This is a genomic window from Legionella sp. PATHC039 (genome assembly GCF_026191275.1).
GTDB lineage: Bacteria > Pseudomonadota > Gammaproteobacteria > Legionellales > Legionellaceae > Legionella > Legionella pneumophila.
The window spans coordinates 3,262,831-3,285,596 of sequence record NZ_JAPHOP010000001.1 but is presented as its reverse complement, the minus strand read 5'-3'; the positions used below and the strand labels follow the sequence as shown (position 1 = coordinate 3,285,596).

Genomic DNA, 22,766 nt, shown 5'->3' with positions numbered 1-22,766 from the left:
GGAGAGAATCATAAACTTATCTTTAAACAATTCTCGAGTAAAAATAATGGATAAATTGATTTAATATTTACGGGGGATAAAATCCAATACTTGCGTCAATATCTACTATACTATTAACATTTGATATCACTATAGTTCTTATCCGATTACTAAAAAATTATGGACTGGAATAAAAACCTCAAGGATTATGAGAGCAGACTCATTAACATCAAACCTTTTTTTAAAAAAGGTAAAATCGTTTCTGAGAAAAATATTGTCGCCCTTCTTGAAACAGCAATAAAACCTCATGACAAAGTCTGCCTGGAAGGAGACAATCAGAAACAGGCCGATTTTCTGGCACGCAGCCTATGTTCTGTAAATCCCCAAAAAATATACGGTTTACATATGCTGCAATCGGCTGTTACCTTATCGGAACATCTTGACTTGTTCGAACGAGGAATTGCTGAAAAAATTGATTTCGCGTTTGCTGGCCCACAATCGACTCGTTTGGCAATTATGATCCAGCGTAGTCAGATTAAGATAGGCAATATACATACTTACAATGAGCTTTATGCACGTTATGTGATGGATCTTACTCCCAATGTCGCCTTAATCACTGCAGAAAAAGCAGATTATTACGGTAATCTGTACACCGGTGCCAATACGGAAGAAACACCAAGTATCGTTGAAGCAACTGCTTTTAAAAATGGCCTGGTCATTGTACAAGCTAACGAAATCGTCAGGAAACTCCCAAGAATTGACATTCCAGGAGACTGGGTCGATGCCATCGTTAAAGCCCCATCTCCATCCTACATTGAACCCTTGTTTACAAGAGATCCCGCACTAATTGACGAAGTAAAAATCCTCATGGCCATGATGGTGATTAAAGGCATTTACGCTCCTTATCAAGTCAATAGATTAAATCATGGGGTTGGTTTTAACACTTGTGCAATTGAACTTATTCTTCCAACTTATGCCCAGTCTCTGGGTTTAAAAGGTAAAATATGCCAACATTGGATGGTCAATCCTCTGCCTACTTTAATACCTGCAATAGAAGCGGGATTTATCGAGTCTATCTTTTGTGTAGGAGGTGAGGTAGGGATGAATGAATTTATTCGCTCCAAACCAGACATCTTTTTTACTGGTCGAGATGGTTCATTACGTTCGAACCGCCTGTACGGGCAACTTGCCGGACATTATGGATGTGATGTATTTATTGGCGCAACCCTTCAAATGGATCCGCAAGCCAACAGTTCAACAGCTACCAAAGGTAGAATTGCCGGATTTGGCGGGGCACCCAATATGGGCTGTGATACGTTAGGAAGACGTCATTCTTCCTACGCTTGGCTAAAAGCTGGACAAGAAAAGAACTCTCATAATCCTGTAGCAATGCCTCGAGGACGTAAACTTGTGATACAAATGGTTGAAACATTTCAGGGGGCAGGCAAACCAACCTTTGTAGAAAAACTGGATGCATGGGAACTACAAAAAGAAATGCAAGCTGACCTCCCACCCATTATGATTTATGGTGATGATATCTCTCATGTCGTTACCGAAGAAGGGGTAGCCAATCTGTTATTATGTAAAAACTCAGAGGAGCGCGAACAAGCTATTCGCGGAATCGCCGGCTATACTCCGGTAGGTTTGAAACGTGATAAAGCAATAGTCGATGAACTGCGCCATCGTGGAATCATTCAACGACCAGAAGATTTGTGCATTTCATTAAAAGAAGCTGATCGTGATTTACTCGCTGCCAAAAACATCCATGATTTAGTGGAAATTTCGAATGGACTTTATACTCCTCCTAACAAATTCAGGAATTGGTAGACCTATTTATGGATAAATATCAATACACATTCAATTTGCCCCAAAAACTCCAAATATCTCCAATGATTAAAGTTGGAGTAGCCGGTTCAGGTAATTTGGAAGTGATTATTAAACCAAACTCTAACTTTGATAAAACCGATATTATTGTAAATACTGTAATCTCTGGTTTCCGAAATACCTGGGATGCAGTGATCGAACGCTTTGTTGAAGATTATCCTTATAGTGGGCTATCCATTACTCTTAACGACGCGGGTGCCACTCCCCCCGTCGTTTCCTTACGCCTGCGTCAAGCAATGGAAACCTACCAAACAGGATATCCTAAAAAGGATAGCTATACGGAAGCAAACGCTCGCACTAGAATTTATTCGTTAGTCGATGAAAACAGTTTTACAGAATTCTTACTCGATAAAGACACACCTAGCCCTACCCTGCCTCAGTTAAACATGCAAGTGGAAACTGATGATGGGGTCATCGTTGGCATCGCCAAAATGGATGGAGTTGATATAGCTATTGCATCGCAACAAAAAGATTTCATTGGCGGGTCAGTAGGAGAGATACATGGTGCCAAAATCAATGGTCTAATCAAGTATGCAATTAAACATCAACTGCCTGCAATCATTTTTTTGATTGACAGTGGTGGAGTCCGTTTGCAAGAAGCGAATGTAGGTGAGATTGAAATTTCTGAAATCATTCGCTCCATCCTGGATGCTCGCTCAGCCGGCATTAAAACCATAGGCGTTATTTGTGGCAATAATGGGGCCTTTGGTGGCATGGGGATCATCAGTGGCACTCTTGATTATCTTATCGTTAATCAAGGAGCACGTATTGGCATATCAGGAGCGGAAGTAATTCAGGCAGTAAAAGGAATTGAAGTATTTGATAGCAGTAATCGTCCATTAGTCTGGCGAGTCTATGGAGGTAGAACCCGCTTTCTTAAAGCCGATGTTCATGGGTATACCACCAATAAAACCAAGGATATTCGTCAGGCGATAAAAACTGCCCTTAAAATGCTCACCACTACCCCGTCCCTTAGTCTAAATTCTATTCTGGCAGAGCATGAACAACTGCAAAAACGCATTACCTCAGCTAAAAATTGCCGTGAGGAAAGTGAGTGGTTAAAAAATAATCGACCCGAATTGTATCAGCAAGACATATTCAATGTTTCTGATCAGCAATTCCTGGCATTGACTAATAAAGGGAAATAAATGATGCCCAATGAAAAAATAACTTTAAAACAATTAATCGATCATTGCTTTGACACAACAAAAACAACAATTAAACAGCAAATTGTTTTTGGAGCCGGGAAAATAGAAAACAAAAATTTCAACATTGTTGGCACCGTTGAAGACACCAGTTTCGGAGTTGACGAATCCATAGAAATGGCCCGATGTATTCTGGATATAATCAAAAATAACAACACAGATCCTATTGTCCTGTTGACTGATGTAGCCGGACAAAAATTATCAGTACGTGATGAATGGCTAGGAATGTATGCATACTTTGCTCATTTATTAAAGTGTTTGCATTTGGCACGCCAAAATGGCAATAAAATCATTACCCTCATATACAATCAAGCCATTGGCGGCAGTTTTATCGCATTTGGCATGATGGCAGACAGAATATATGCTTTGAAAAATGCTAAATTGGCAGTGATGTGGCTAGAGGGTATGTCCAAAGTGACCAAGATAGATATCGATGTGTTACGAAAAATCAGCGAAACATCTCCGGTATTCGCACCCGGTGTAGAAAATTTTAAAAAATTAGGAGGCTTACACCAGGTAGTTGATTTGGACGAAGTCACGCAGCAATTGCTATTGACACTCAAGGAGCCCAATATTAGCCATGATAATCGTGCCAAATTAGGCAAACAATATGGCGGGCGCAAAGAAGCCTATGACATTATAAAAGCCATAGAAAATCTATGAACTATCTCAGACATACTCTATGCTATCTTGATAAAAATACGACAACTGCAAGCTTACCCGCTCCTGAACAACTTGATTTACTCCAATATTGGTTAAAATGTGAATACCCCCTTATAGTAACCAGGCAGCCTGAAGATGTCCCCTGTGGACAAATCCAACTGGCTATTCCCTACTTTATCCCAACGCAAAACCAAAAATTACGCGCCAACTATATAGTGGATGACTCTTGGGTAATTGACACAAAAGCACTCCCTTCTCTGCAAGAGATATTCCCTTATTTAGAACTTGATACTAGTACCAAAATCCAGGTTTATGGGTCCTACTGCTGGCAACACCTAACCAGGGAGCAATATATTCAATCTTCTTCAGATCTGGATGTGCTGATATCTTATGAAAATCAATCACTCCTCACCTTGTCAGAATTACAAAAGCATATACAAAAAACGCTTAAAATTGATTGTATCGATGGTGAAATACGCTTTCCGGCCTTAGGAGACTGTTCTTGGACAGAATTGTTACAAATCCACTCCAGTGATTCCATTTTATTTAAAGCAGCTAAAAAAATATTTTTAGTGAAAAGAGAGAGCCTATATGCAAACTTTCCAGCACTCCTTGCCTAATCCATACAAAATTGCAAGATATTTTGCTAAAAAGGCAGTTCAAGCCCTGTATGATGAAGTGGCCCTATATCCAAAACCTGGGTTAGTGAGTTTCATTGATAGTGGGGCACATCAGGATATGAATGGGGATTTATTTTTTCGCAGTCTATTTGGCTTGCGTCATTATTTTTTCCAGGTTGGCCTACATACTGCCTTAGGATCTTCGCCAAAAAAACTGGTAACCTTTGGTTTGAATGCTGAAAAAACCATGCTAAAGATTACTGGGGGGATCAATACTCATCGAGGAGCTATATTTGCCCTTGGTATATTATGTACTTCGATTTGCAAATTAAGTGCAAAATATCATGCCTTTTCTGCCGAAGATCTGCATTACGCGATTATTGATCAATGGGCTCAATACCTGGAAAAGGAGCATCAAAACAGTGATACACATGGTACATTAGTAACGAAAAGATATGCTGTACCTGATGCCAAGCAAACTGCCATTCAAGGATATAAGGCTGTATTCCATACTTATAATGAGTTGTCGAACATTATTCACGATCAAACATTCTTTGGATTATTAGCATACCAACGTTTATTATTGGCTATTGACGACATCAATATCCTTTATCGCACAGGTCCCGAGGGATTAGAATTTGCCCGTTATCATGTTCAACAAGACATATGTCAAAACAATCGGGAAAAATCCATACAAAAAGCCATTGAACTGCATCAATTATTTTCCAAAAAAAACATAAGTCCCGGGGGCGTAGCAGATATGTTAGGCTTAATTTATTTTTTACGGCATGTTTTCTCAAGAGAAGCGAAATGAAAATATTATTTCTTTTTGCCGGGCAAGGTTATCATGCTGACAGTTTGTTTGATATTTTTCGAACTGATAAAAAGACAATCAACTATCTAAAGACAATGTCTTCTGCAGCTGAAATTGATTTTTTACAAAATAACCTGGAAATGACCAATCCATATTCTATTCAATCTATTATTGGCGCCTATCAGTTAACCCTTTTTTCAAGACTGCTGCCCCTCTTCACAAACCATCAAGTTGACCTGGCTGGTTACAGTTTAGGAGAAATCAGCGCTTTTTTAGGGAGCATTAATGCAAATCCTCGAGATTCCTTTAAATTATTCAGGTATCGCACCCAACTCATGACATCGATAGTTGATAACAATATCTTTGCAGAATACGATTTGTTGTCTGTCGTTGGAAAATTTATATTGGAAGAAATTCAACCTGTTATTGCAAAACATAACTGCTATATTGCTATTATCAATTCAGCACAACATGTGGTGATCGGCGGAAAAATTTCAGATCTCAGGCACTTGATCTCAGCTCTTTCTCAATACCCTATAAGTCATGCGAAATTTTTAGGAGTTTATCTGCCTTCTCATACGGATTTTTACTCTGATAAAAGCAAACAATTCCAGCAATTTCTGGATGAAAATTATGGTTTTTATTCTCTAAAATACCCTGTCATAAGCCCGCTAGAATTAAATAAAATATATAATGCCAAGCAAGAAAGGGCTTTGCTTGCCCAAGAACTATATACAACGCTTCAATGGCATAAAGTTTGCGCTTTAATCGGCGAATATCAGTATCATTTGATTATAGATCTCGGCCCTGGCGATTCCATGACTACTATCTTGAACAAAGCAAACACAGAATTGTTCAATACACCCCTAATTACTGCATCACATTACAATAGTTTAAAAGGACTTTGTAACGCCATAACATCGTTTAGCTCATCTTATCAATGAAATAATATTCACTAAATTTCGACCGGTTTAAAAATAAATTGACTTAATCATTTTGTACTTTCAATTCTATTGATTTATTAAAAAGAGATCTCTTACCATAGCGGCTTCGCTCCATCAAGCACAGGGATCTTCTTTGAAAAATTTGTTGTTTCTTGTTTTATTTATCCTAACTGATCCGCTGATGGCTAGGGAAAACCTGGTTTTTGCTGTTATTGGAGACTATGGTGCCAATTCTGCAGCGGAAGCCAAAGTAGCCAGCGTTCTCAAGTCAAAAAATCCCCAGTTTATCCTTACACTTGGAGATAATAATTACACTCACGGTTGCTGGAAAACCATTGATAAGAATGTGGGTAAATATTATCACGAATACATAGGCAATTATCAGGGAAAATACGGGAAAGGTTCTGATATCAATCGCTTTTTCCCTACTCTGGGTAACCATGATTGGCTTGCCCGAAAGACCTGTTTATATCAGGGTACATTACCTTATTTCAGTTATTTTACCCTTCCTGGAAACCAAAGTTATTATGATTTTGTTCGCGGCCCAATTCATTTTTTTGCCTTGGACAGTGACTCTCACGAACCGGATGGAAGCAAGGAAGGTTCAAAACAATATCAATGGTTAACTGAACAAGTACAACAATCAAAAGCTCCTTTTAAAATAGTCTATTTTCATCATGCTCCATTGAGTTCTGGTAAACATGGCTCCAATGCCCGTATGCAATGGAATTTTGCCTCTATGGGTATTGATGTGGTTATGAGTGGTCATGATCATCATTACGAGCGTATCGAACGCAACGGGATTGTTTATTTTGTCAATGGAGTCGGAGGAGCTGAGCTTTATTCCTATAAAAAATGGGTAGAAGGAAGCAAATTTTTTTACTCTAAACACCACGGATTTATGCTGATAACAGCTTTGGAACATGCCATGAAAATCCAATTCATCAATGAAAATGATGAAATTAAGGATGATATAGTCATTCAAGAAAAAAAGAAAAATTCACCAGCACGCATTGTTTTCGAAGATCCGGAGTTTTTTACTTTAATCATGAACCGAGCGATTCATCATAAAGCAACCATTCGGGGATGCAGTTAGGAACAAGCAAAAAAATTGATTGAATCCAAAATGATTAATTTTTATTTTGATAACCTGGGAACAGATAGTCTGACTCGAAATGCAAGGCTATGTGAATTATTTGCCGCAAAGATTTTCACAAAAACATCCATTGAAACCTGGTTTGCTGCCAGACTTTCTTTGACTAATGTTGATTTGTCTCAAGCATTAAGAACTCTGGGATTTTCTGATCAACGTTCTGGAGTAATGAGCGCACCGGTTCTAAAAAATCAAACCGCTATGGTGGCTGGCCAGGTTGGATTTTTCCCAATCCATAAATCCTCACCGGCACCAGTAACAAATAAATCTCCTGCTCCAACCCAGGAGCTGACTGCAAAAAAATCATCTGTTCCTACTCTTCCATCTATAGTAAAAAAACCATCTACTCCGCTTTCAGAACCTATCGGAAAAAAACTATTTACTCCAACTCTAGCACTTCTAGGGAATGGATTACCCATTTATACCCCAGAGAAACCCTCTGTAAAAACGCTTCCTCCTCTAAAAGGAGTGCGCCTTACATCACTCCCCTAGAGTTCATGATATATCTATTGTGCTGGCTGATAATTAATTTTTTAGCCTGAAACTCCTAAAGCAAGGATCCTGAAACAGATTCATAGAAAAATCTAACTCACTCAAAACCTTTCTCTATACTTTACTTTCTGCTGCCTAAGATTAATCTTGCTTTGGTTTCGCTAAATTCAGTAACAAATCCATATCTAGAATTCCTGAAAGTAGAGATTCAAGATAACTTACTTTATGCTAATATTGATTAAATATTGCAAGGATAGAACTCAAATTGACGATCATGATGAACAAAGACAAACATTCATTGCTTGCTATAGCAGCAGCTGAGGTTCCCCCTCGCACTAAACCTTCCATTTATCCGGAACCGTTTGCATCCATGATGACTGGTCGTCAAAAACATGCATTAGGGGATTTTTTCGGAATAAAGAATTTTGGCGTCAACTTAACAAGATTAGCTCCTGGAGCACAATCTGCGTTGCTACATAAACATAAATTACAGGAAGAGTTTGTTTTTATCCTCAAAGGGCAGCCAACATTAGTCACTGAAACTGCTGACATTCAATTACATCCCGGAATGTGTGCTGGATTTACTCCAGATGGCACAGCACATCAATTGGTCAATCGGACAGCTGATGAAGTGGTTTATCTTGAAATAGGAGATCGAACCCAGAGCGATGAAGTAAATTATCCTGCCGATGATCTGGCAGCAGTCTTTGGTAATGATGGGCAATGGCATTTTATGCATAAAAATGGAATGCCGTATTAATAACAAATAATTAGAAAGAAAAAATTATGATAACTAACAACATAAGATTTAATTGGATTATCTTTATTCTATTTATTGGTTTATTAAATTTAGCCAATATTAATGAACTTCATGCAGATGAAACTGGAGAGCAAAGTCAATTTAATTTAGAGAGTTATTCTCCCCAAACAAAGAAATTATGCCAAACAGTAGCTCATATATCAGTACCAAGCCAAAACCAGCTTGATGAGGCCAGTAAAACCTCACTAAAAAACTGTGATGCTCTTGATCTCTATTATGGTTTTAATGCCGCCCCCGATTATGACAAAGCCTTTCAATGCGCATTAATGAATAAAGATTATAATGTTCTGGTTATGGCCTACGCCAATGGTAGAGGAGTAACATTTAATCCTGATCTTGCCATGCATTTTGCCTGCATGATGGAAGATGCCGCCCCAGCGGAAATGGATGGCCGTATTGCCCATCTCGCACAGATAAAAGAGGGTAATAAGAAAACTTATTTTGATATTTGTGATGACATTACCAGTGGGTATATGATGGGTTGGTGCTCTTCTATCGATCAGCGCCTGGAAGATGTAAAACGCAATAAAAAAATTAATGCCTTAGTCAGTCAGTGGACTGCTCAAGAACAATTATTATATCAGCAGGTTAGAAAAACTGCCGAAGTGTATATCCGTGATCATTCGATGAATGAAATTGATTTATCAGGAGCTGCCAGAGGAGCATTCGCCATCAATGCGCAATTAGGTCTAAATCAACGCTTGTTTGAGCTGTTACAAAAAGTAGATCGCTGTGAGACTCCTCTCGTAACAACAAAGCAATATGAGGAAATGGATAAGCAATTGAATAATATATATAAAAAATTGATGGCAGATACTTCATCCTTTCAGTACACAACGGTTACCAAAGAAGGCATTAAAAAAACCGAGATAGACTGGATTCAATATAGGGATGCCTGGGTTCAACTGGCTCGTGTGAAATGCCCCAAGATTAGCGCGGAAAGCTGGCAAGTGCTTTTGATTCAAGACCGCATTAAATTGCTCAATGAAATTCTTGAGCTGGCTGAATAAATAATGTTTCTTTCTATCAAAGAAAGCGAGTAATCAATGACTCGAAATTCAGTTAAAACAGTATGTATCTTTTTATCAATAATCCTTTATGTCATTGCCCTATGCTTGCCTGCGGCAATAATACCTGATTTTGAACGAGGGATACATCAAACGCATTATGGATTTGAAATCTTAATAACAGGATGGATGGGTTTTCTAGCATGGCAACCTGCTTGGCTGGCAAACCTTTTGTATCTATTTTCATTACTTACCTATGGCTCTAAAAGCAGTTATCGTTTTGCTACCGCCGCTTTTCTTATGGCATTGGTTTCACCTTTTATTCTTGTAGAAAAATTATTAATCGGATTTTACGTGTGGCTTGTCAGTTTTGCTGTGCTACTGTATGGGAATAATTTGCATGAAATCACTACAGAGTAGATTTAAGATTACCAAGTTCATTCCTTGTCTATAGAACATCTCCAGAATCATTAAAGCCTCATTTCTTGACATGAGGCTTATTGTAAGCTTGCTTGGAAAAATCATTCTATATATTGGATGCAGCTACATATTGGATGCAGCTACTTTTTTAAAGCGATCATGTCCAATGAAACGAGCACCAGGACCTTCATGGGTGATATCCTGCGCTTGATGAGTCAAGATAGAAATGGTATCAATGATGTTTCCTTTTTTAGTGAAATTGCCACTAAAATTTAATACAGAACCACATCAGGATAAACAACACCGAAGGTTACAGTGTTCCCTACCGCATCGGTCTTTTTTGGCCAATTGCCTGCGGACAAGATTAAGAGTCGCTCAATATCCTAAAACTGAATTTGGTGGTTCTAGCCAATCCCACTGCAGTGAAACAAAGTATGGGGATAGCTACACTAAATGGCCCGGGCATCCATTGAGCTGTCAAAACACCAATCAGGCCCGCGAGACCGAACTGACAAGCACCCAACAAAGCGGTAACGACACCAGCTTGCTGTTCAAAATCCTTTAAAGCAAGCGCCGTTGCTGTGCCCATGCTAATACCAATACCCATAGTCAAGCAAAGCATGGGAAGCATAAAACTTAAAATGCTGCATTGACGAAGATTAAGAGCCAGCATAAAAAAGCATGACAGTGTCATTAAAACCAAGCCCCAACGCACTATGCTCTCCAATGGGTGAGAATAAGTAAGTCGTGCGGCCATCATATTGGCAACAAACACAGTCATTGCATTCAAACCAAACCAGAAACCATATTCAGTCGCACTCAGGTGCAGTTGTGTGATCAAAATACCTGGTGATTGAGCACAAAACAAGTACAATCCCAGCAAACTGGCTGATGCAACCCATGTGTATTGGCGAAAGTCCGAGTTACTTATTATCTGCCTCATCACTTGGTGCACCCTCATCTGGGGCAGCTCGGGTTTGGGATAGTGATAATCAGGGATGCAACGGAAGGCTATGCCACTCATTAATAACCCAAGCAAGGTTAAAAAGTAGAATCCACTATGCCAATCTTGCGTCATATCCAACAATAATCCCCCAATGACTGGAGCAGAACTGGCAACCATCGAATTCGTCCCAGACAGGATACTAAACAAGCGGGCACAGGTGCCCGTTGAAAAATTATCTCGAACGATAATAAAGCATAGTAAATAGGTTCCACAGGCACCAGCTGCCTGGATGATACGTGCAAAAATCAATACCGGTACTGACGGAGCTAACGCAGAGATCAACGACCCTGCAAAAAAAAGAAGTGCCGTACTCAAAGCCATCTGTCTTCGTCCAAAACGATCAGCCAAAGGTCCAACCAATAGCTGCCCCAAAGCTACAGTGAGCATAAACAAATAAAGGGTAGCTTGCATCGTTGTACTGTCAGTACTGAAATAACGACTCATTTCCGGAATTGCGGGCACAAAAACATCCATAGCAAAGGAAATGCTGATAATGAGTGGAAATAATCGAAAAAGACTTTGCCTTTCTGTCCAGCCAATAAAATTCAATTAATGGTGTTCCTGTTAAAATATTATTTATGAAAAATATAAACTGCACTTAATTGTAACAGATTTACACTCAATGTTATAAAATTGCTGATTCAACAGATGTTATTCAATTAATTATTGGTAGTCCAAACATAAAAATTCTGGACTACCTTAAAACATAAGGAATAACGAAGTGAGCAAGAGGCTTTAGCCAAAATAAATGATCGGGAACATAGAAAAATGCACCAATTGCCAGAAAGATTGTTTTGGGTAATCAGTCGACATACTTATATTGATTTATGCTTTTCCATTTCTCTGGCAAAACGATCCAGAAATCCTTGCAGAAAATTTCGGGTAGACTCTATGGTAATAGAAAAATTGTTATCAATCAGTCCATCTTTATAAACAAGATAAATTTCAGGCTGCCCAAAACAAACGCCATCGATTGCAACCATTATGCTTCGCAAATGCGATTGAGCAACAGCGGTTCCAATAGCTCCCGGACTCGTTCCAATAGCTGCCATGAGTTTGCCTGCCCATACATTTTTTCCGTATGGCCTGGTCCCCCAATCTATAATATTCTTCAATACACCGGGTATCGAACGGTTATATTCAGGTGTCACGAATAAAACGGCATCTGCCTCAGTAATTTCTTTTTTAAACCGAATGACTGAGTCAGGTAAATTATTATCAAAATCCTGGTTATAAAGAGGAATATCATCTATTTTAATATGAGATAGCTGAAATGTAGGATGCTGAAGCTTGTCCATAGCAAATGCTAATTTACGATTAAAAGACTCTTTACGAAGGCTTCCGACAATAACCGCTACGTTGAACATAAATTTTTCCTTAAATTTATTGATACAAAATGAATTAATCGATTTATCAATGATTATGCATTAAAAAGCAGTTATTAAACAAGACGTATTCATGTTGCGCCAGTATTCAAAAAACATTAATAAATTATTGATATATAAGGAATTCATAATGGGCATACTAATTGATGGTATTTGGCACGATGAAAACAATATAAACACGGACAAAGAAGGACGTTTTGTTCGTGCTGAATCAGGTTTCCGTCAGCACATTACTGCAAGTGGAGAGAGTGGGTTTAAAGCAGAGCCTGATCGATATCATTTATACCTGTCCTATGCTTGTCCCTGGGCATGCCGAACGTTAATCATGAGAAAACTGAAAGGATTGGAAAAAATTATTTCTGTTTCTTTTTCAGATCCAGTCATGGGTAAAAATGGCTGGAGTTACGGCGAATCAGGTAATGAAACAACCGATGAAATCAATCATATCCTTTATCTCAAAGAGTTGTATTTGCTTGCCAGAAAAGATTATACCGGTAGAGTAACAGTTCCTGTTTTATGGGACAAAAAAAAGAAAACGATAGTCAATAATGAATCATCAGAAATCATGCGCATGTTGAATAGCGAATTTAATGCCTTTAGTTCTACAGATCATGACTATTATCCAAAACAATGGCGCCAAAAAATTGATGAGATTAACCAGCTTGTCTATGAAAATATTAACAACGGTGTTTACAAATGCGGCTTCGCTAAATCCCAAAAAGCTTATGAAGAAGCATTTGATGCGTTATTTAATACCTTAAATCAAATAGAAAACATATTGGCAACACAGCGATATTTGATAGGAGAGCAACTAACCGAAGCCGACTGGCGTTTATTTACAACATTAATTCGGTTCGATGCAGTGTATCATGGTCACTTCAAATGCAACTTGCAGCGGATTATCGACTATCCGCATTTATCCAATTATTTACGAGAGCTCTATCAATTTCCTGGTATAAAAGAAACCGTAAATTTTAATCATATCAAGCAACATTATTATCGGAGTCATTTAAGCATTAATCCTACCGGAATTGTTCCCAAGGGTCCAAAATTAAATTTGGATAAACCACATAACCGCCATGAATTTTAATAAATTTTTCAATAGCTAGAAATAAGGATAAAAAAACCATGCAAAAAATCACTCCTTGTCTATGGTTCGATGATAAAGCCGAATAAGCAGTGACATATTATATCTCGATTTTCAAAAATGGGAGTATTGAAAAAATTTCTTACTATGGCAAAGAAGGATTTGAATTCCATAAAAAACCAGCAGGCAGTGTGATGACAATCCTCTTCACTTTGAATGAACAACAATACGTGGCACTTAATGGCGGCCCTGAGTTTCAATTTAACGAATCCATCTCACTGATGGTCAATTGCGATACGCAAGACGAGTTGGATTACTTCTGGAAGGAACTCTCAGCGGATGGAGAAGAAGGTCCTTGTGGCTGGCTTAAAGACAAATTTGGGTTATCTTGGCAGATAGTTCCCAATATCCTGGCTAAATTGCTGAGTGACCATCAAAAGTCAGAAAAAGTAATGAGAGTGCTTCTGCAAATGAAAAAGCTGGATATCGCAAAGTTGAAAGCTGTAGCAGAATAAGATGTTAACGAAAAATCCCAAAATCAAGGCAATAAATGACTTTTAGCAAAGAAATTGGGGGCTACAAGTCTTGCAATAATCAACCTATCAAGGAGAATACATGAAACCGCTAATACCTTACCTTCTTTTCAACGGTACCTGTCGAGAAGCAATGACATTTTATCAGAATTGTTTTGGAGGAGAATTGGAACTAATGGCGTATGGTGATTCCCCTGAAGGGGCTTCTGATAAAAAAGCCGATAAAAACGACATCATGCATGCTTGTTTAAGACAAGGTAATTTCACTCTGATGGCATCTGATTGGCCAGGTGGCGAAGCAAAGCAAGGCAATAATGTGCATCTCAACATTGATTGCAGCACAAAATCAGAAATTGAAGCCCTGTTTAAAAAACTCAGTCAGGAAGGAACGGTAGTGCAAGCACTCGCCGATACATTTTGGGGTGCGCACTTTGGTATGCTGATTGATAGGTATAACATACACTGGATGTTAAATTATTCTTTGAAGCAATAGAAATCAAAATACAAAAAAGTCTGATCGACAATTTTTAATCAATTGATGTCATTTCACTAACCAGTAAAGTAAATCGTAACCGTACACGGGGTATGCAAATTTTTCTGTTTATAAGCCTATTTATTTGAGTTGTCTTTCCCGCGAAGGCGGGAAGCTAACTAAAAATAAACCCTTGTGCTAGCTTTATGGATAGATTCCCGCCTTCGCGGGAAAGACAGAGGACCTAATATTCCTTAATTACATACCCCATGAACGTAAACAGTAAATCCCATGTGACCAGCAAAAAGCTCATCATACAGAGATTTACTTCATGTCATTATTTACGGTCATAAATACATGAGATGGTTTCTTGTTTAATATCATCCAAGGTATTTCCTGTTTGAAAATGCTGCCCTTTGACCACCAGTTGCTCTTGCTCCAATGCCATGGAAACCTTACTAAAAAACACATTCAAACTACCGCTTTCATTGATAAACAAATGATAATTAATAAAAATTAAAGCTGTGTTATCTTGACTCCATTTCACTGTGGTGCTGCCGCTTTCAGATAAAGATAAGCGAGAGGATGACTCTGCTCGAACTTCGCCCGGAATATATTTTTCTTCCATAAATCCATAGGAAATAGAAATGTGTTCTCGAGTATGCTTGATAGTTAGGTCCACAGCCGGATTACTATCACATTGCCCGCTCCACCTGCCAGAAAAATCTATTTGATTTTTTTTGATTTCACCATGAACCCTATATCTCAGTTTGTTATTATTTCTTAAATCATTCTTATTCTCAAACCAGGGAAGAGCTGAAGCCTGATTCATAAAACCGACGAAAAAGAATAAAACTATAAAAAAATGTCTTATCATTTCTGACTTCCTTATCAGTAGGTAGGTTTGTACAGAATAATACTTTTTCTGTCTCGCAGAAAACGAATTTATAATATCATTGCAATCTACTTTTTAAGGAGTATCCACGGAAATAGCAATTCAGGTTCCTTGCTTTTGACACAACTCTTACAACATAGCGTGGTTTTGCTTTGGTATAAGATGTAATTCGAGAAATCCGCTGGAAAGTGATATCCCGTTACCCCGAAACCAAATATTGTCGCTTTCACAGACTATTGGTATGGCTTTTATCAGACAATTTGCTGACAGCATACGTTATAGCTAAAGCAGCTCCTCCAAATAGGCCCCACTTTAGTGCTTTCGACGCATAAGAACTGTTGCTCTTTTCTATCCTGGGATCACTTTCTTTTTTTAAATAACCATGATCCATTTGTTGCGACATATTCTCGATGACGTCTATTAAATACTGAATAATATCTTCTGGCTTTGCAGGATCTTCAGCGTTACCCATCTGGATAAAATTTTTTTGACTATGAAAATAAGCATCCGGGTTCATTGGAGAAAGAGTGTTGCCCAGAAAATCCTCTAATAAAATACCTACCGTATCATCACCATTGATTTGTTTGTTCACCAACTCTTCTTCCAAACACTCAATGGGCAACTTTAATAAATAAAATCGCAGGTATTGCAATACCATCACATGTTCATTGGGTGTTAAATCGCCTTCTTTACGTTCAGTTGGAATCCCAAAAAACAGATTATAATTAGATTCGAAGTAAGATTTTATGGCCGTTTTTTGCTGAGCTGATAACCCCATACTGAGCTTCCTCCAATAGCAGTAAAGTCTAAATAATGCAAAGCAAAGCTTAACAGAATACAGAGTGATCTCAAATCCTTCATGATGACCCTACAATGAATTTTATGTCCAAATTATAAATAACCAAATAAAAATAATGATTTTGCCTTATTTGAAAAAATATTTACTGACTGGACTTTGGCATTTAATCAAAAAAAACTGGCACCAACCTGTGCTTTATTTTCAAAATCGTTAATTGCCAATTATCAGGGTGCTCCGCAAAAAAATTACACGTCTATTTGTCATGGCTTTAAAAAAATATTTCAGCAAACAAGGAAAAATTACCAATATCATTTTAAATTAAAACAGGTCTATCGCTCAGGCCATCTCGCGGTTGCAAGAATTACCTGGTACTTACAAATATTTGAGCAGGGAAAACTCATTTTCGAGACGCAAGATGAAGGATTAGATGTCTTTCTAAAAGATGCACAAAATCAATGGAAAACTATCAATTTCATAGGATACCCTGTCCTTGGTAATCTCAATGAAAAACACTAAAACAAGATGGCATAATAAATTGTAATATGCTCTTTGATTGATCTTTTTGTATTTTATCAATATAATAGCCACCCTATTTATTTGATGAGAATTAGAATGATCACTGAAATTGAAACATTACTAAAAAAGGCAGGATTTACTTATGTAGGGAATGGCAGAGGTTTGGGGGAATTTGAAAAATATGAAAATCACCTCTACCATAAAAATGGTTATGGCTCAATACAACAGATCCAATTGGCTTTGGACAGAGAGAATGACACGGTGAGACCAGTGTTCTCAAAAAATGTTCCAATAGAGCTACGTGACAGTATTTATGAACTCATGAAAAACCCATCTGAAAAAAATTCGTTAAAATTCAATTGATATTAGAGTTTCAGCCATAATTTCATTAAATGGCCAACTGCAGATTGTTAGGTTTTATTAGAAAAGTTTTAAATAACTAAAGCATAAGACCTAACCTGCTTTTTTGTTAGCATGATATAATTAATGTGCAGATAACTTGTCGAATCCATGCAATAAAATTTTGCTTGTTTTACGAAAAAATAATGAAACCCATAGCACATATCGCAGATAAAGAAATAATATCTATCCCTGTTAAAGAATGCGGCGAAGAGCTCATTGATCTTAAAAGCCAAAATATTATTGTTTATGGGCCCCCTCCAGAAACCCCTTTAACTGCAAATGACTATACCAAAATACGTAAAACTGTATATCAAAAATTATGCTTGGCACAAAATGATCTACCCTATGGCTGGCGCTTTAGATTATATGAAGGATTGCGTAGTCTGACTGTTCAGGAAATTCTGTTTAACCAACAACGTGATAACCTGCGTCAAAGCAAACAGTACGATTCCTATGAGGATTTATTTAATGAAACCTGTCGTCTGGTTTCTCCAGTAATCCATTTGGATGGGACAGCTAATATACCACCGCATAGCACCGGGGCCGCAATCGATATTGAACTCATTGATAGCTATGGCAATTTGGTTAATCTTGGAATGGCTGCAAAGGACTGGTTAATTGTTGATCCTGATTTAAGTGAAACCTATTCAAAACTTATTTCTGAAGAAGCTATGCAAAATCGTATTCTGATGCTGAAAATAATGGCTAAGCATGGTTTTGTTAATTACCCCAGAGAATGGTGGCATTTTTCCTATGGAGATCGCCTATGGGCCTATATGACAGAACATTCTACTGCCATCTATGGTGCTATCATAAATAATTAAGCCAATGTGGCAATGCCTGCCATTCTTGAACTGGGTTAATTATTTGATTATTCTATCAACATTACCTTAAAGAATATCTCTTATGACCCCATCTATTTCGCTTATTACCTCCTATTCTTTATTACCCGCCATATTGATGTTAATTGGTGGGGGCATCGCGAGCCTTTACCGTCCAGGTGGTTCAATAATCAGTGCCACCCAACATTTTGCAGCAGGTGTTGTTTTTGCTGCTGTAGCAAAAGAACTGCTACCCAAAATCGGAGCATACCATGATCCTGTTGCTCTTATTATCGGCTTTTCGGTAGGCATTCTGGGCATGTTATTCCTAAAATGGTTGGCTAACAGGCTCGAGGATCTTGAACAAAAAAACAGGTCTATCCTGGGGATTATTAACCGCAGTTGGAATTGATTTATTAATAGACGGTATTTTAATTGGGGTTGCTTTTTTGGCTGGTGAACGAGAAGGAGTTCTTATCGCTATTGCCCTTGCCATTGAAATTTTCTTTTTGGGATTATCGACAACTGCCACTTTAGGAGTAAGGCAGGTGAGCGTACCAATTTGTCTGTTAACCAGCCTCATTTTAGCTATATTGATCCCTGTGGGAGCTGCTCTGGGTGCCAGTTTATTAATTCATTTACCGCTATCGATTACCAATGGAATTTTATCATTTGGTGTTGCGGCATTACTTTATCTGGTCACTGAGGAATTATTGCTTGAAGCCCATGAAGTTCGTGAAACCCCTTATATTACTTTATGTTTTTTCATTGGGTTTCTGCTGATTTTATTGTTAGAAGGGCTGGCCGCATAGCGATAAGCAGGCCTTTTAATAACAAAGATAAGTTCTGATGGGCTGAACCTGCCTGGAAAAGCCAATACAAATCACTTTTCTATAGTCTAAAAATTAAATTTTCCTCCATTCTTTTTAACTCCGCTTGATCAAGGGGGAAGTCCACAGTCCAAGGTTTTATTGGCTGGGGAAGATTTGTTTCAGTACAGTAAGTTTTCAACTCTTGCGCGGAAATATGATCGATACCAAACGTCTTAACAAGTATTTGCACCGCCTCCTCAAAACTGGTTAAAGTTTTTTGAATGACTTCATCGCCATCATGTTTTGAAAATTTCAATTGATTCGATTGAGCGTCCCAAACCAAGGATTTACGTCCATATTCCGTAATAGATCCAACAACCGTTTTATTGTCTCGAATAGAAATTGTATCCGGGTAACGTTCCAATTTGAGTAAGTTCATCTCTACCGTTTTGAGATCTATGGGGAGCAAATCAGTCTGCATCAAGCGAAACCACCCTTGACTTGTTTTTCTCTCCAGAACATGCACACCATCATGTTTATAAAATTTAAACTCTTCTTTACCTTGTAAAATGGACTCGTCTTTTTCTGTTATCAATATTGGGAGCCTTGGAGCAGAAGCGCCCAATCCCGGATCCAGAAGAAATTTTTTGTCTCCAAGAGTCACTACTAAAACAAGATGAGTAGCAGGTATCGCAAGTACCTTAGGGGAATTCACAGGTTCGCCAACAAGAACACGCGCCGCACAATATTCCGTCTTAAATCCCAATTGCACTAATGCATCAAACAACAGACCCGCACTTTGGTAACAATACCCTCCATGCTCTGAAGAAAGCAGCTTTGTATAATTAAAAAAAGACAAGGATTGTCTTTGGACAGGATGTTGATTAGCAATTCTGCGTAATTCAAAATTGGAATAAGGAAAAACTTTAATATGTGCTAAATAAATACTGTTTAAGTATTTAATCTGTTCTTCGGGGGGTAAATCAGATAATAATTGAAAACCTAATTTTAATTTTTGGAGATATTCCTTTAAGTCGATGGGTTTCATATAAAACTAAATCATATTACTTCTTTGCATCATATCTGGTTTAACTTTAAAAATAAAGTGTTTAATTAGAACAAAAATCAAGGGTTCCATAGAACCCTTTGCTTGCAACCCAAACAGAATAGAAAGAAACCTTTGGTTTCAGCAGCCCAGTTATCCAGTTAAGCCAGCTTATTGGATATTTCTGTTTTTAGGACTTCCAGGCTATTCGCAAATTCACCCATTTTTTCAGAAGAATCTGTTTTTATATTTTCTTTGCCAGAAAAGAAAACTCCTACATATCCTTTTGCGGATGAAAAGTGTACAACCAATGCAGGAATAACTGCCAAGGTTGCAATAACTCCTATAATTCTTCTGACAAAATCAGGATAGCCATGCCAACCACGATGAGTTGATAAAACAGGGCTGGCCTCCTCAAGAACCTGCTTACACTTCTTTTCAAATTTTTGAAATGATTGAGGAGTGATATCATCCATAAAAAAATCATTTCCTACTGTGGATAAATCATTAATTAGTGCTTGCATGACATTGGTTGCTTCGTGAAGAGTACCATATTTTTTATTCAGCAATTCCGCTTTTCTTTGTAATTCGTCTAATAACTTATTGAATGAATTTTGATACGGCATAATTTGAGAACGCAACATCTGCTGATTATGTCGTTGTTTTGCACGTAGTTGATCTTCTTGAGTAAAAAATTTTTCGAGGTGTGGGCAATACTTTAAAATCAATGCGATTAATTTTAAATCCCCATTATTTATCGCCTGGGTTAAATGAACCTTGTTGAATTGGTCTTTATAAGCAATGTTGGATTTAAAATGGTCTTCCATGCGCTGATAGTAGGTATCAAATAAGGCAATTATCTTTGATGCCTTTACAGGGTCAGTTTTATCATAACATCGCGCCCAATCAAGTGCGGTTCGTCCCCCAGTTGGGGTTTCTCCAATTTTATATCGATGACTCCCAGACACTTTTGTTCTGACATGAATATCAGCACCTGAATCCATTAAATATTCCACGATATCCACATAGCCATTGGCACAAGCCCAAAGCAACGGAGTTTGTTGGAAAGAGTCTTTGGATTCCAATAAATCCGGTCTATGTTCTATAATGATTTTAACCAGCTCAAAATCTCCTTTTTTTGCTGCCTGAATTAAATCATTCCCCTCAATATTCAACGCATGACGAGAGTCCGCTTTGAGAAATGCTCGAATCAAATCAATATGAACCGGTGTACTCTTTATCACTGAAATAAAAACGGATGGGAAAACAAGATTGGCATAGTTTTCAATTAAAAGTTTTGCATGTTCGTATTTCTTTTTTTGAATCACTTCGCTTAAGATTTGTGACTTTTGATATTTCGTCAGGTAACGAACTTTTGACGCCACAGCTTCAGCTATCCCTTCGTCATTCACTTCTTTATCTAGCAGAACTTTTATCTGTTGAAACTCTCTTGATTTATCAATATAAGATTGTCTTTGATTATAAAAAATTTCAAAATTTTCAGACGAAATTTTCTTTTGCTGCTCCAAACTTCTTATATTTCCCTCTTCATTAATAGAACTGGTGCTCCAACAAAGACGTCCTCCCATCACGATATAATTGGAATCCTGGAGCAATTGAGCACTGCATGCTATTCTTAGTTCATCAAAATGTTCAGCATCAATATGAGCCAAGACGATACCATAAGTTGATTCAGCAATAGACGCGTATTCTGCAGAAGACAGCTCAAATTCATCGGCCATCATTCTCATAAACGCTTGTTCATCAGTACATAATTGTAATACCAAATTATTCAACGTCCCCCTGTCTTCAAACAAACCCAGGAATTTTTTTGCCTTTTCTTTGTTTTTTAAACGCAACTGCAAAGAACACAAATAGAGAAACGTTTGTAAAATAAACAACTGATAGGTGTTCCTGCGTTTACATCCTGATTCAGAATCATCATTAGTGCTTTCGTTACATTTATCAAAAGCCTGACTGTAGACATCTGCAAATGTTTTTTGCTTGGTTTCTGATTGTTCACTCAGCAAATGCGCTTGTTTAAATATTGATTTAATTGCATCGACTATCTCTTCCTTTTGCCAGGTACTAAAGTCTTCGTTATCTCCAAATGCAGCGACCAAATTGCTTTCCATGACTTCGAAAACAGCTGATTGTTGATTTTCTAAAGAGGTATCCTGTTTTTGCAGAATTTCATAAACCGCTTTAAATAAAGCTTTAGGATCTTTATTATCTTTTTTGCATAAGTAATCGATGGGGTTTGCGCCCAGTTTTCCCAGCGCATCAGCAATAAGGTCCAAGTTATCCTCTGCAGCAGGCTTTTGCACAAGAGACAATGCATCCAAGCATTGATTAATGTTGGACTGGGCAAGTAATTGCTTGTAGCGCGATTCTCCGGGGTTTATAAGACTCATTACGTTTGGCAAATCAAATTGTCGGACTCTGTCAGGATACACCGTTACAACAAATTCGCTCTTTGATACGATGATTTCATCGCTATGACTAAAATCATTTTTCATCTCTTCAATGCTTGGATTTCCTTTTCTGAAAGCGAGAGCTTGCTCTTTCAACTCATTAAGATTTTCTATGATCGTTTCAAGAAATAGCTGCTCATCCACACGAATTTCAGTAGACGATTTGAGACCATTTAATTCATGAATCAGATTTGAGAACAATTCGGTAAAGGGTTTTACAGAGTGACGACCTCCGGATTTCTGCTTTCCATAAAAAAAAGTTCTTCTTTCCAGATCTGATTTACACGTATTATCGCCAAATAAATAAAGAAAAATTGGCTTGGTTTCATCGGCAGTAAAATTGCAGGAGATACTGGCCGCGCCTGTTAAAGGCACAATTATTGATAGCTCACCTGATTTATCTAAATGAACAAAGGGGTATTTTTCGAATATTTTGGCTAATTGTTCTTTCAATTTCGCTATACTCTTTCATATTAAGCTTTTTTGGCACCATTGTAATATAGTTTGCTTAAGACAAA

21 protein-coding genes and 3 pseudogenes are annotated in these 22,766 nt (G+C 37.8%); 18 read left to right on the top strand and 6 right to left on the bottom strand.

Annotated features, from left to right (window positions below; genetic code table 11):
• The first annotated feature begins 159 nt into the window (after positions 1–159).
• From mdcA to OQI99_RS14940, 11 genes and pseudogenes are all read left to right on the top strand, one after another.
• A complete protein-coding gene (mdcA, locus tag OQI99_RS14990) occupies positions 160–1,806 on the top strand; it encodes a malonate decarboxylase subunit alpha (protein ID WP_265732292.1) in 1,647 nt (548 codons plus the stop codon).
• Between the two features lie 8 nt (positions 1,807–1,814).
• On the top strand, positions 1,815–3,011 hold the full coding sequence (gene mdcD / locus OQI99_RS14985) for a biotin-independent malonate decarboxylase subunit beta (RefSeq protein ID WP_265732291.1): 1,197 nt from the start codon (positions 1,815–1,817) through the stop codon (positions 3,009–3,011).
• The gene (mdcE, locus tag OQI99_RS14980) at positions 3,012–3,731 is read left to right on the top strand and encodes a biotin-independent malonate decarboxylase subunit gamma (RefSeq protein WP_061513280.1); all 720 of its coding nucleotides are present in this window, start codon (positions 3,012–3,014) and stop codon (positions 3,729–3,731) included.
• Positions 3,728–4,351: a malonate decarboxylase holo-[acyl-carrier-protein] synthase gene (gene mdcG, locus OQI99_RS14975; protein ID WP_265732290.1), complete on the top strand. Its 624-nt coding sequence runs from the start codon at positions 3,728–3,730 to the stop codon at positions 4,349–4,351. Before mdcE ends, mdcG begins: the two co-directional genes overlap by 4 nt.
• A complete protein-coding gene (mdcB, locus tag OQI99_RS14970) occupies positions 4,323–5,165 on the top strand; it encodes a triphosphoribosyl-dephospho-CoA synthase MdcB (RefSeq protein WP_265732289.1) in 843 nt (280 codons plus the stop codon). The genes mdcG and mdcB overlap by 29 nt, the downstream gene beginning before the upstream one ends.
• Positions 5,162–6,109 carry a malonate decarboxylase subunit epsilon gene (mdcH, locus tag OQI99_RS14965; RefSeq protein WP_265732288.1) on the top strand — a complete coding sequence of 316 codons (948 nt, stop codon included), beginning with the start codon at positions 5,162–5,164 and terminating at the stop codon, positions 6,107–6,109. Before mdcB ends, mdcH begins: the two co-directional genes overlap by 4 nt.
• Positions 6,110–6,290: 181 nt before the next feature.
• Positions 6,291–6,878, top strand: a pseudogene (locus tag OQI99_RS14960) (metallophosphoesterase family protein); the annotation flags it as partial.
• Positions 6,879–7,094: 216 nt separating this feature from the next.
• Positions 7,095–7,754 (top strand): annotated as a pseudogene (locus tag OQI99_RS14955) (hypothetical protein); the annotation flags it as partial.
• Positions 7,755–8,019: 265 nt separating this feature from the next.
• Positions 8,020–8,514 carry a lpg2434 family Dot/Icm T4SS effector gene (locus OQI99_RS14950; RefSeq protein ID WP_265732287.1) on the top strand — a complete coding sequence of 165 codons (495 nt, stop codon included), beginning with the start codon at positions 8,020–8,022 and terminating at the stop codon, positions 8,512–8,514.
• Positions 8,515–8,540: 26 nt separating this feature from the next.
• On the top strand, positions 8,541–9,584 hold the full coding sequence (locus tag OQI99_RS14945) for a lysozyme inhibitor LprI family protein (protein ID WP_265732286.1): 1,044 nt from the start codon (positions 8,541–8,543) through the stop codon (positions 9,582–9,584).
• A gap of 36 nt (positions 9,585–9,620) precedes the next feature.
• A complete protein-coding gene (locus OQI99_RS14940; RefSeq protein WP_061513288.1) occupies positions 9,621–10,001 on the top strand; it encodes a hypothetical protein in 381 nt (126 codons plus the stop codon).
• Positions 10,002–10,365: 364 nt separating this feature from the next.
• Here OQI99_RS14940 and OQI99_RS14935 read toward each other — a convergent pair whose 3' ends face one another.
• Both OQI99_RS14935 and OQI99_RS14930 read right to left on the bottom strand, forming a co-directional pair.
• Positions 10,366–11,556, bottom strand: coding sequence for a multidrug effflux MFS transporter (locus tag OQI99_RS14935; protein WP_265732285.1), 1,191 nt, complete (start codon positions 11,554–11,556; stop codon positions 10,366–10,368).
• 266 nt (positions 11,557–11,822) lie between these two features.
• A complete protein-coding gene (locus OQI99_RS14930; RefSeq protein ID WP_265732284.1) occupies positions 11,823–12,374 on the bottom strand; it encodes an NADPH-dependent FMN reductase in 552 nt (183 codons plus the stop codon).
• Positions 12,375–12,522: 148 nt separating this feature from the next.
• Between OQI99_RS14930 and OQI99_RS14925 the strand changes: the two genes are divergently transcribed.
• The 3 genes from OQI99_RS14925 (at position 12,523) to OQI99_RS14915 (ending at position 14,505) form a co-directional block, all read left to right on the top strand.
• Entirely contained in the window at positions 12,523–13,482 is a 960-nt protein-coding gene (locus OQI99_RS14925; RefSeq protein WP_265732283.1) for a glutathione S-transferase family protein, read from the top strand.
• A gap of 89 nt (positions 13,483–13,571) precedes the next feature.
• The gene (locus OQI99_RS14920) at positions 13,572–13,994 is read left to right on the top strand and encodes a VOC family protein (protein ID WP_265732282.1); all 423 of its coding nucleotides are present in this window, start codon (positions 13,572–13,574) and stop codon (positions 13,992–13,994) included.
• 100 nt (positions 13,995–14,094) lie between these two features.
• Positions 14,095–14,505, top strand: a complete 411-nt coding sequence (locus OQI99_RS14915; protein ID WP_265732281.1) for a VOC family protein — start codon at positions 14,095–14,097, stop codon at positions 14,503–14,505.
• Between the two features lie 316 nt (positions 14,506–14,821).
• On the opposite strand, the gene OQI99_RS14910 is transcribed toward OQI99_RS14915, so the two are convergent.
• Both OQI99_RS14910 and mavI read right to left on the bottom strand, forming a co-directional pair.
• Positions 14,822–15,379, bottom strand: coding sequence for a lpg2443 family Dot/Icm T4SS effector (locus OQI99_RS14910; RefSeq protein WP_265732381.1), 558 nt, complete (start codon positions 15,377–15,379; stop codon positions 14,822–14,824).
• Between the two features lie 226 nt (positions 15,380–15,605).
• The gene (gene mavI / locus OQI99_RS14905) at positions 15,606–16,220 is read right to left on the bottom strand and encodes a Dot/Icm T4SS effector MavI (protein ID WP_265732380.1); all 615 of its coding nucleotides are present in this window, start codon (positions 16,218–16,220) and stop codon (positions 15,606–15,608) included.
• A 114-nt stretch (positions 16,221–16,334) separates the two neighbouring features.
• On the opposite strand from mavI, the gene OQI99_RS14900 reads away from it, so the two are divergent.
• The 4 genes and pseudogenes from OQI99_RS14900 (at position 16,335) to OQI99_RS16220 (ending at position 18,729) form a co-directional block, all read left to right on the top strand.
• Entirely contained in the window at positions 16,335–16,694 is a 360-nt protein-coding gene (locus OQI99_RS14900) for a hypothetical protein (RefSeq protein ID WP_265732280.1), read from the top strand.
• Between the two features lie 96 nt (positions 16,695–16,790).
• Positions 16,791–17,057 (top strand): hypothetical protein, encoded by a 267-nt coding sequence (locus tag OQI99_RS14895; protein ID WP_265732279.1) that lies wholly within the window; start codon positions 16,791–16,793, stop codon positions 17,055–17,057.
• A gap of 182 nt (positions 17,058–17,239) precedes the next feature.
• Positions 17,240–17,920: a M15 family metallopeptidase gene (locus OQI99_RS14890; protein WP_265732278.1), complete on the top strand. Its 681-nt coding sequence runs from the start codon at positions 17,240–17,242 to the stop codon at positions 17,918–17,920.
• An 82-nt stretch (positions 17,921–18,002) separates the two neighbouring features.
• Positions 18,003–18,729: pseudogene (locus OQI99_RS16220) on the top strand (ZIP family metal transporter).
• A gap of 79 nt (positions 18,730–18,808) precedes the next feature.
• Here the strand turns inward: OQI99_RS16220 and OQI99_RS14875 are convergent.
• Together OQI99_RS14875 and ankF are read right to left on the bottom strand one after the other, a co-directional pair.
• Complete coding sequence (locus OQI99_RS14875; protein WP_265732275.1) at positions 18,809–19,777, bottom strand: arylamine N-acetyltransferase family protein; 969 nt, start codon at positions 19,775–19,777, stop codon at positions 18,809–18,811.
• A gap of 158 nt (positions 19,778–19,935) precedes the next feature.
• Positions 19,936–22,701 (bottom strand): Dot/Icm T4SS effector AnkF/LegA14/Ceg31, encoded by a 2,766-nt coding sequence (gene ankF / locus OQI99_RS14870; protein ID WP_265732274.1) that lies wholly within the window; start codon positions 22,699–22,701, stop codon positions 19,936–19,938.
• Positions 22,702–22,766 lie beyond the last annotated feature (65 nt).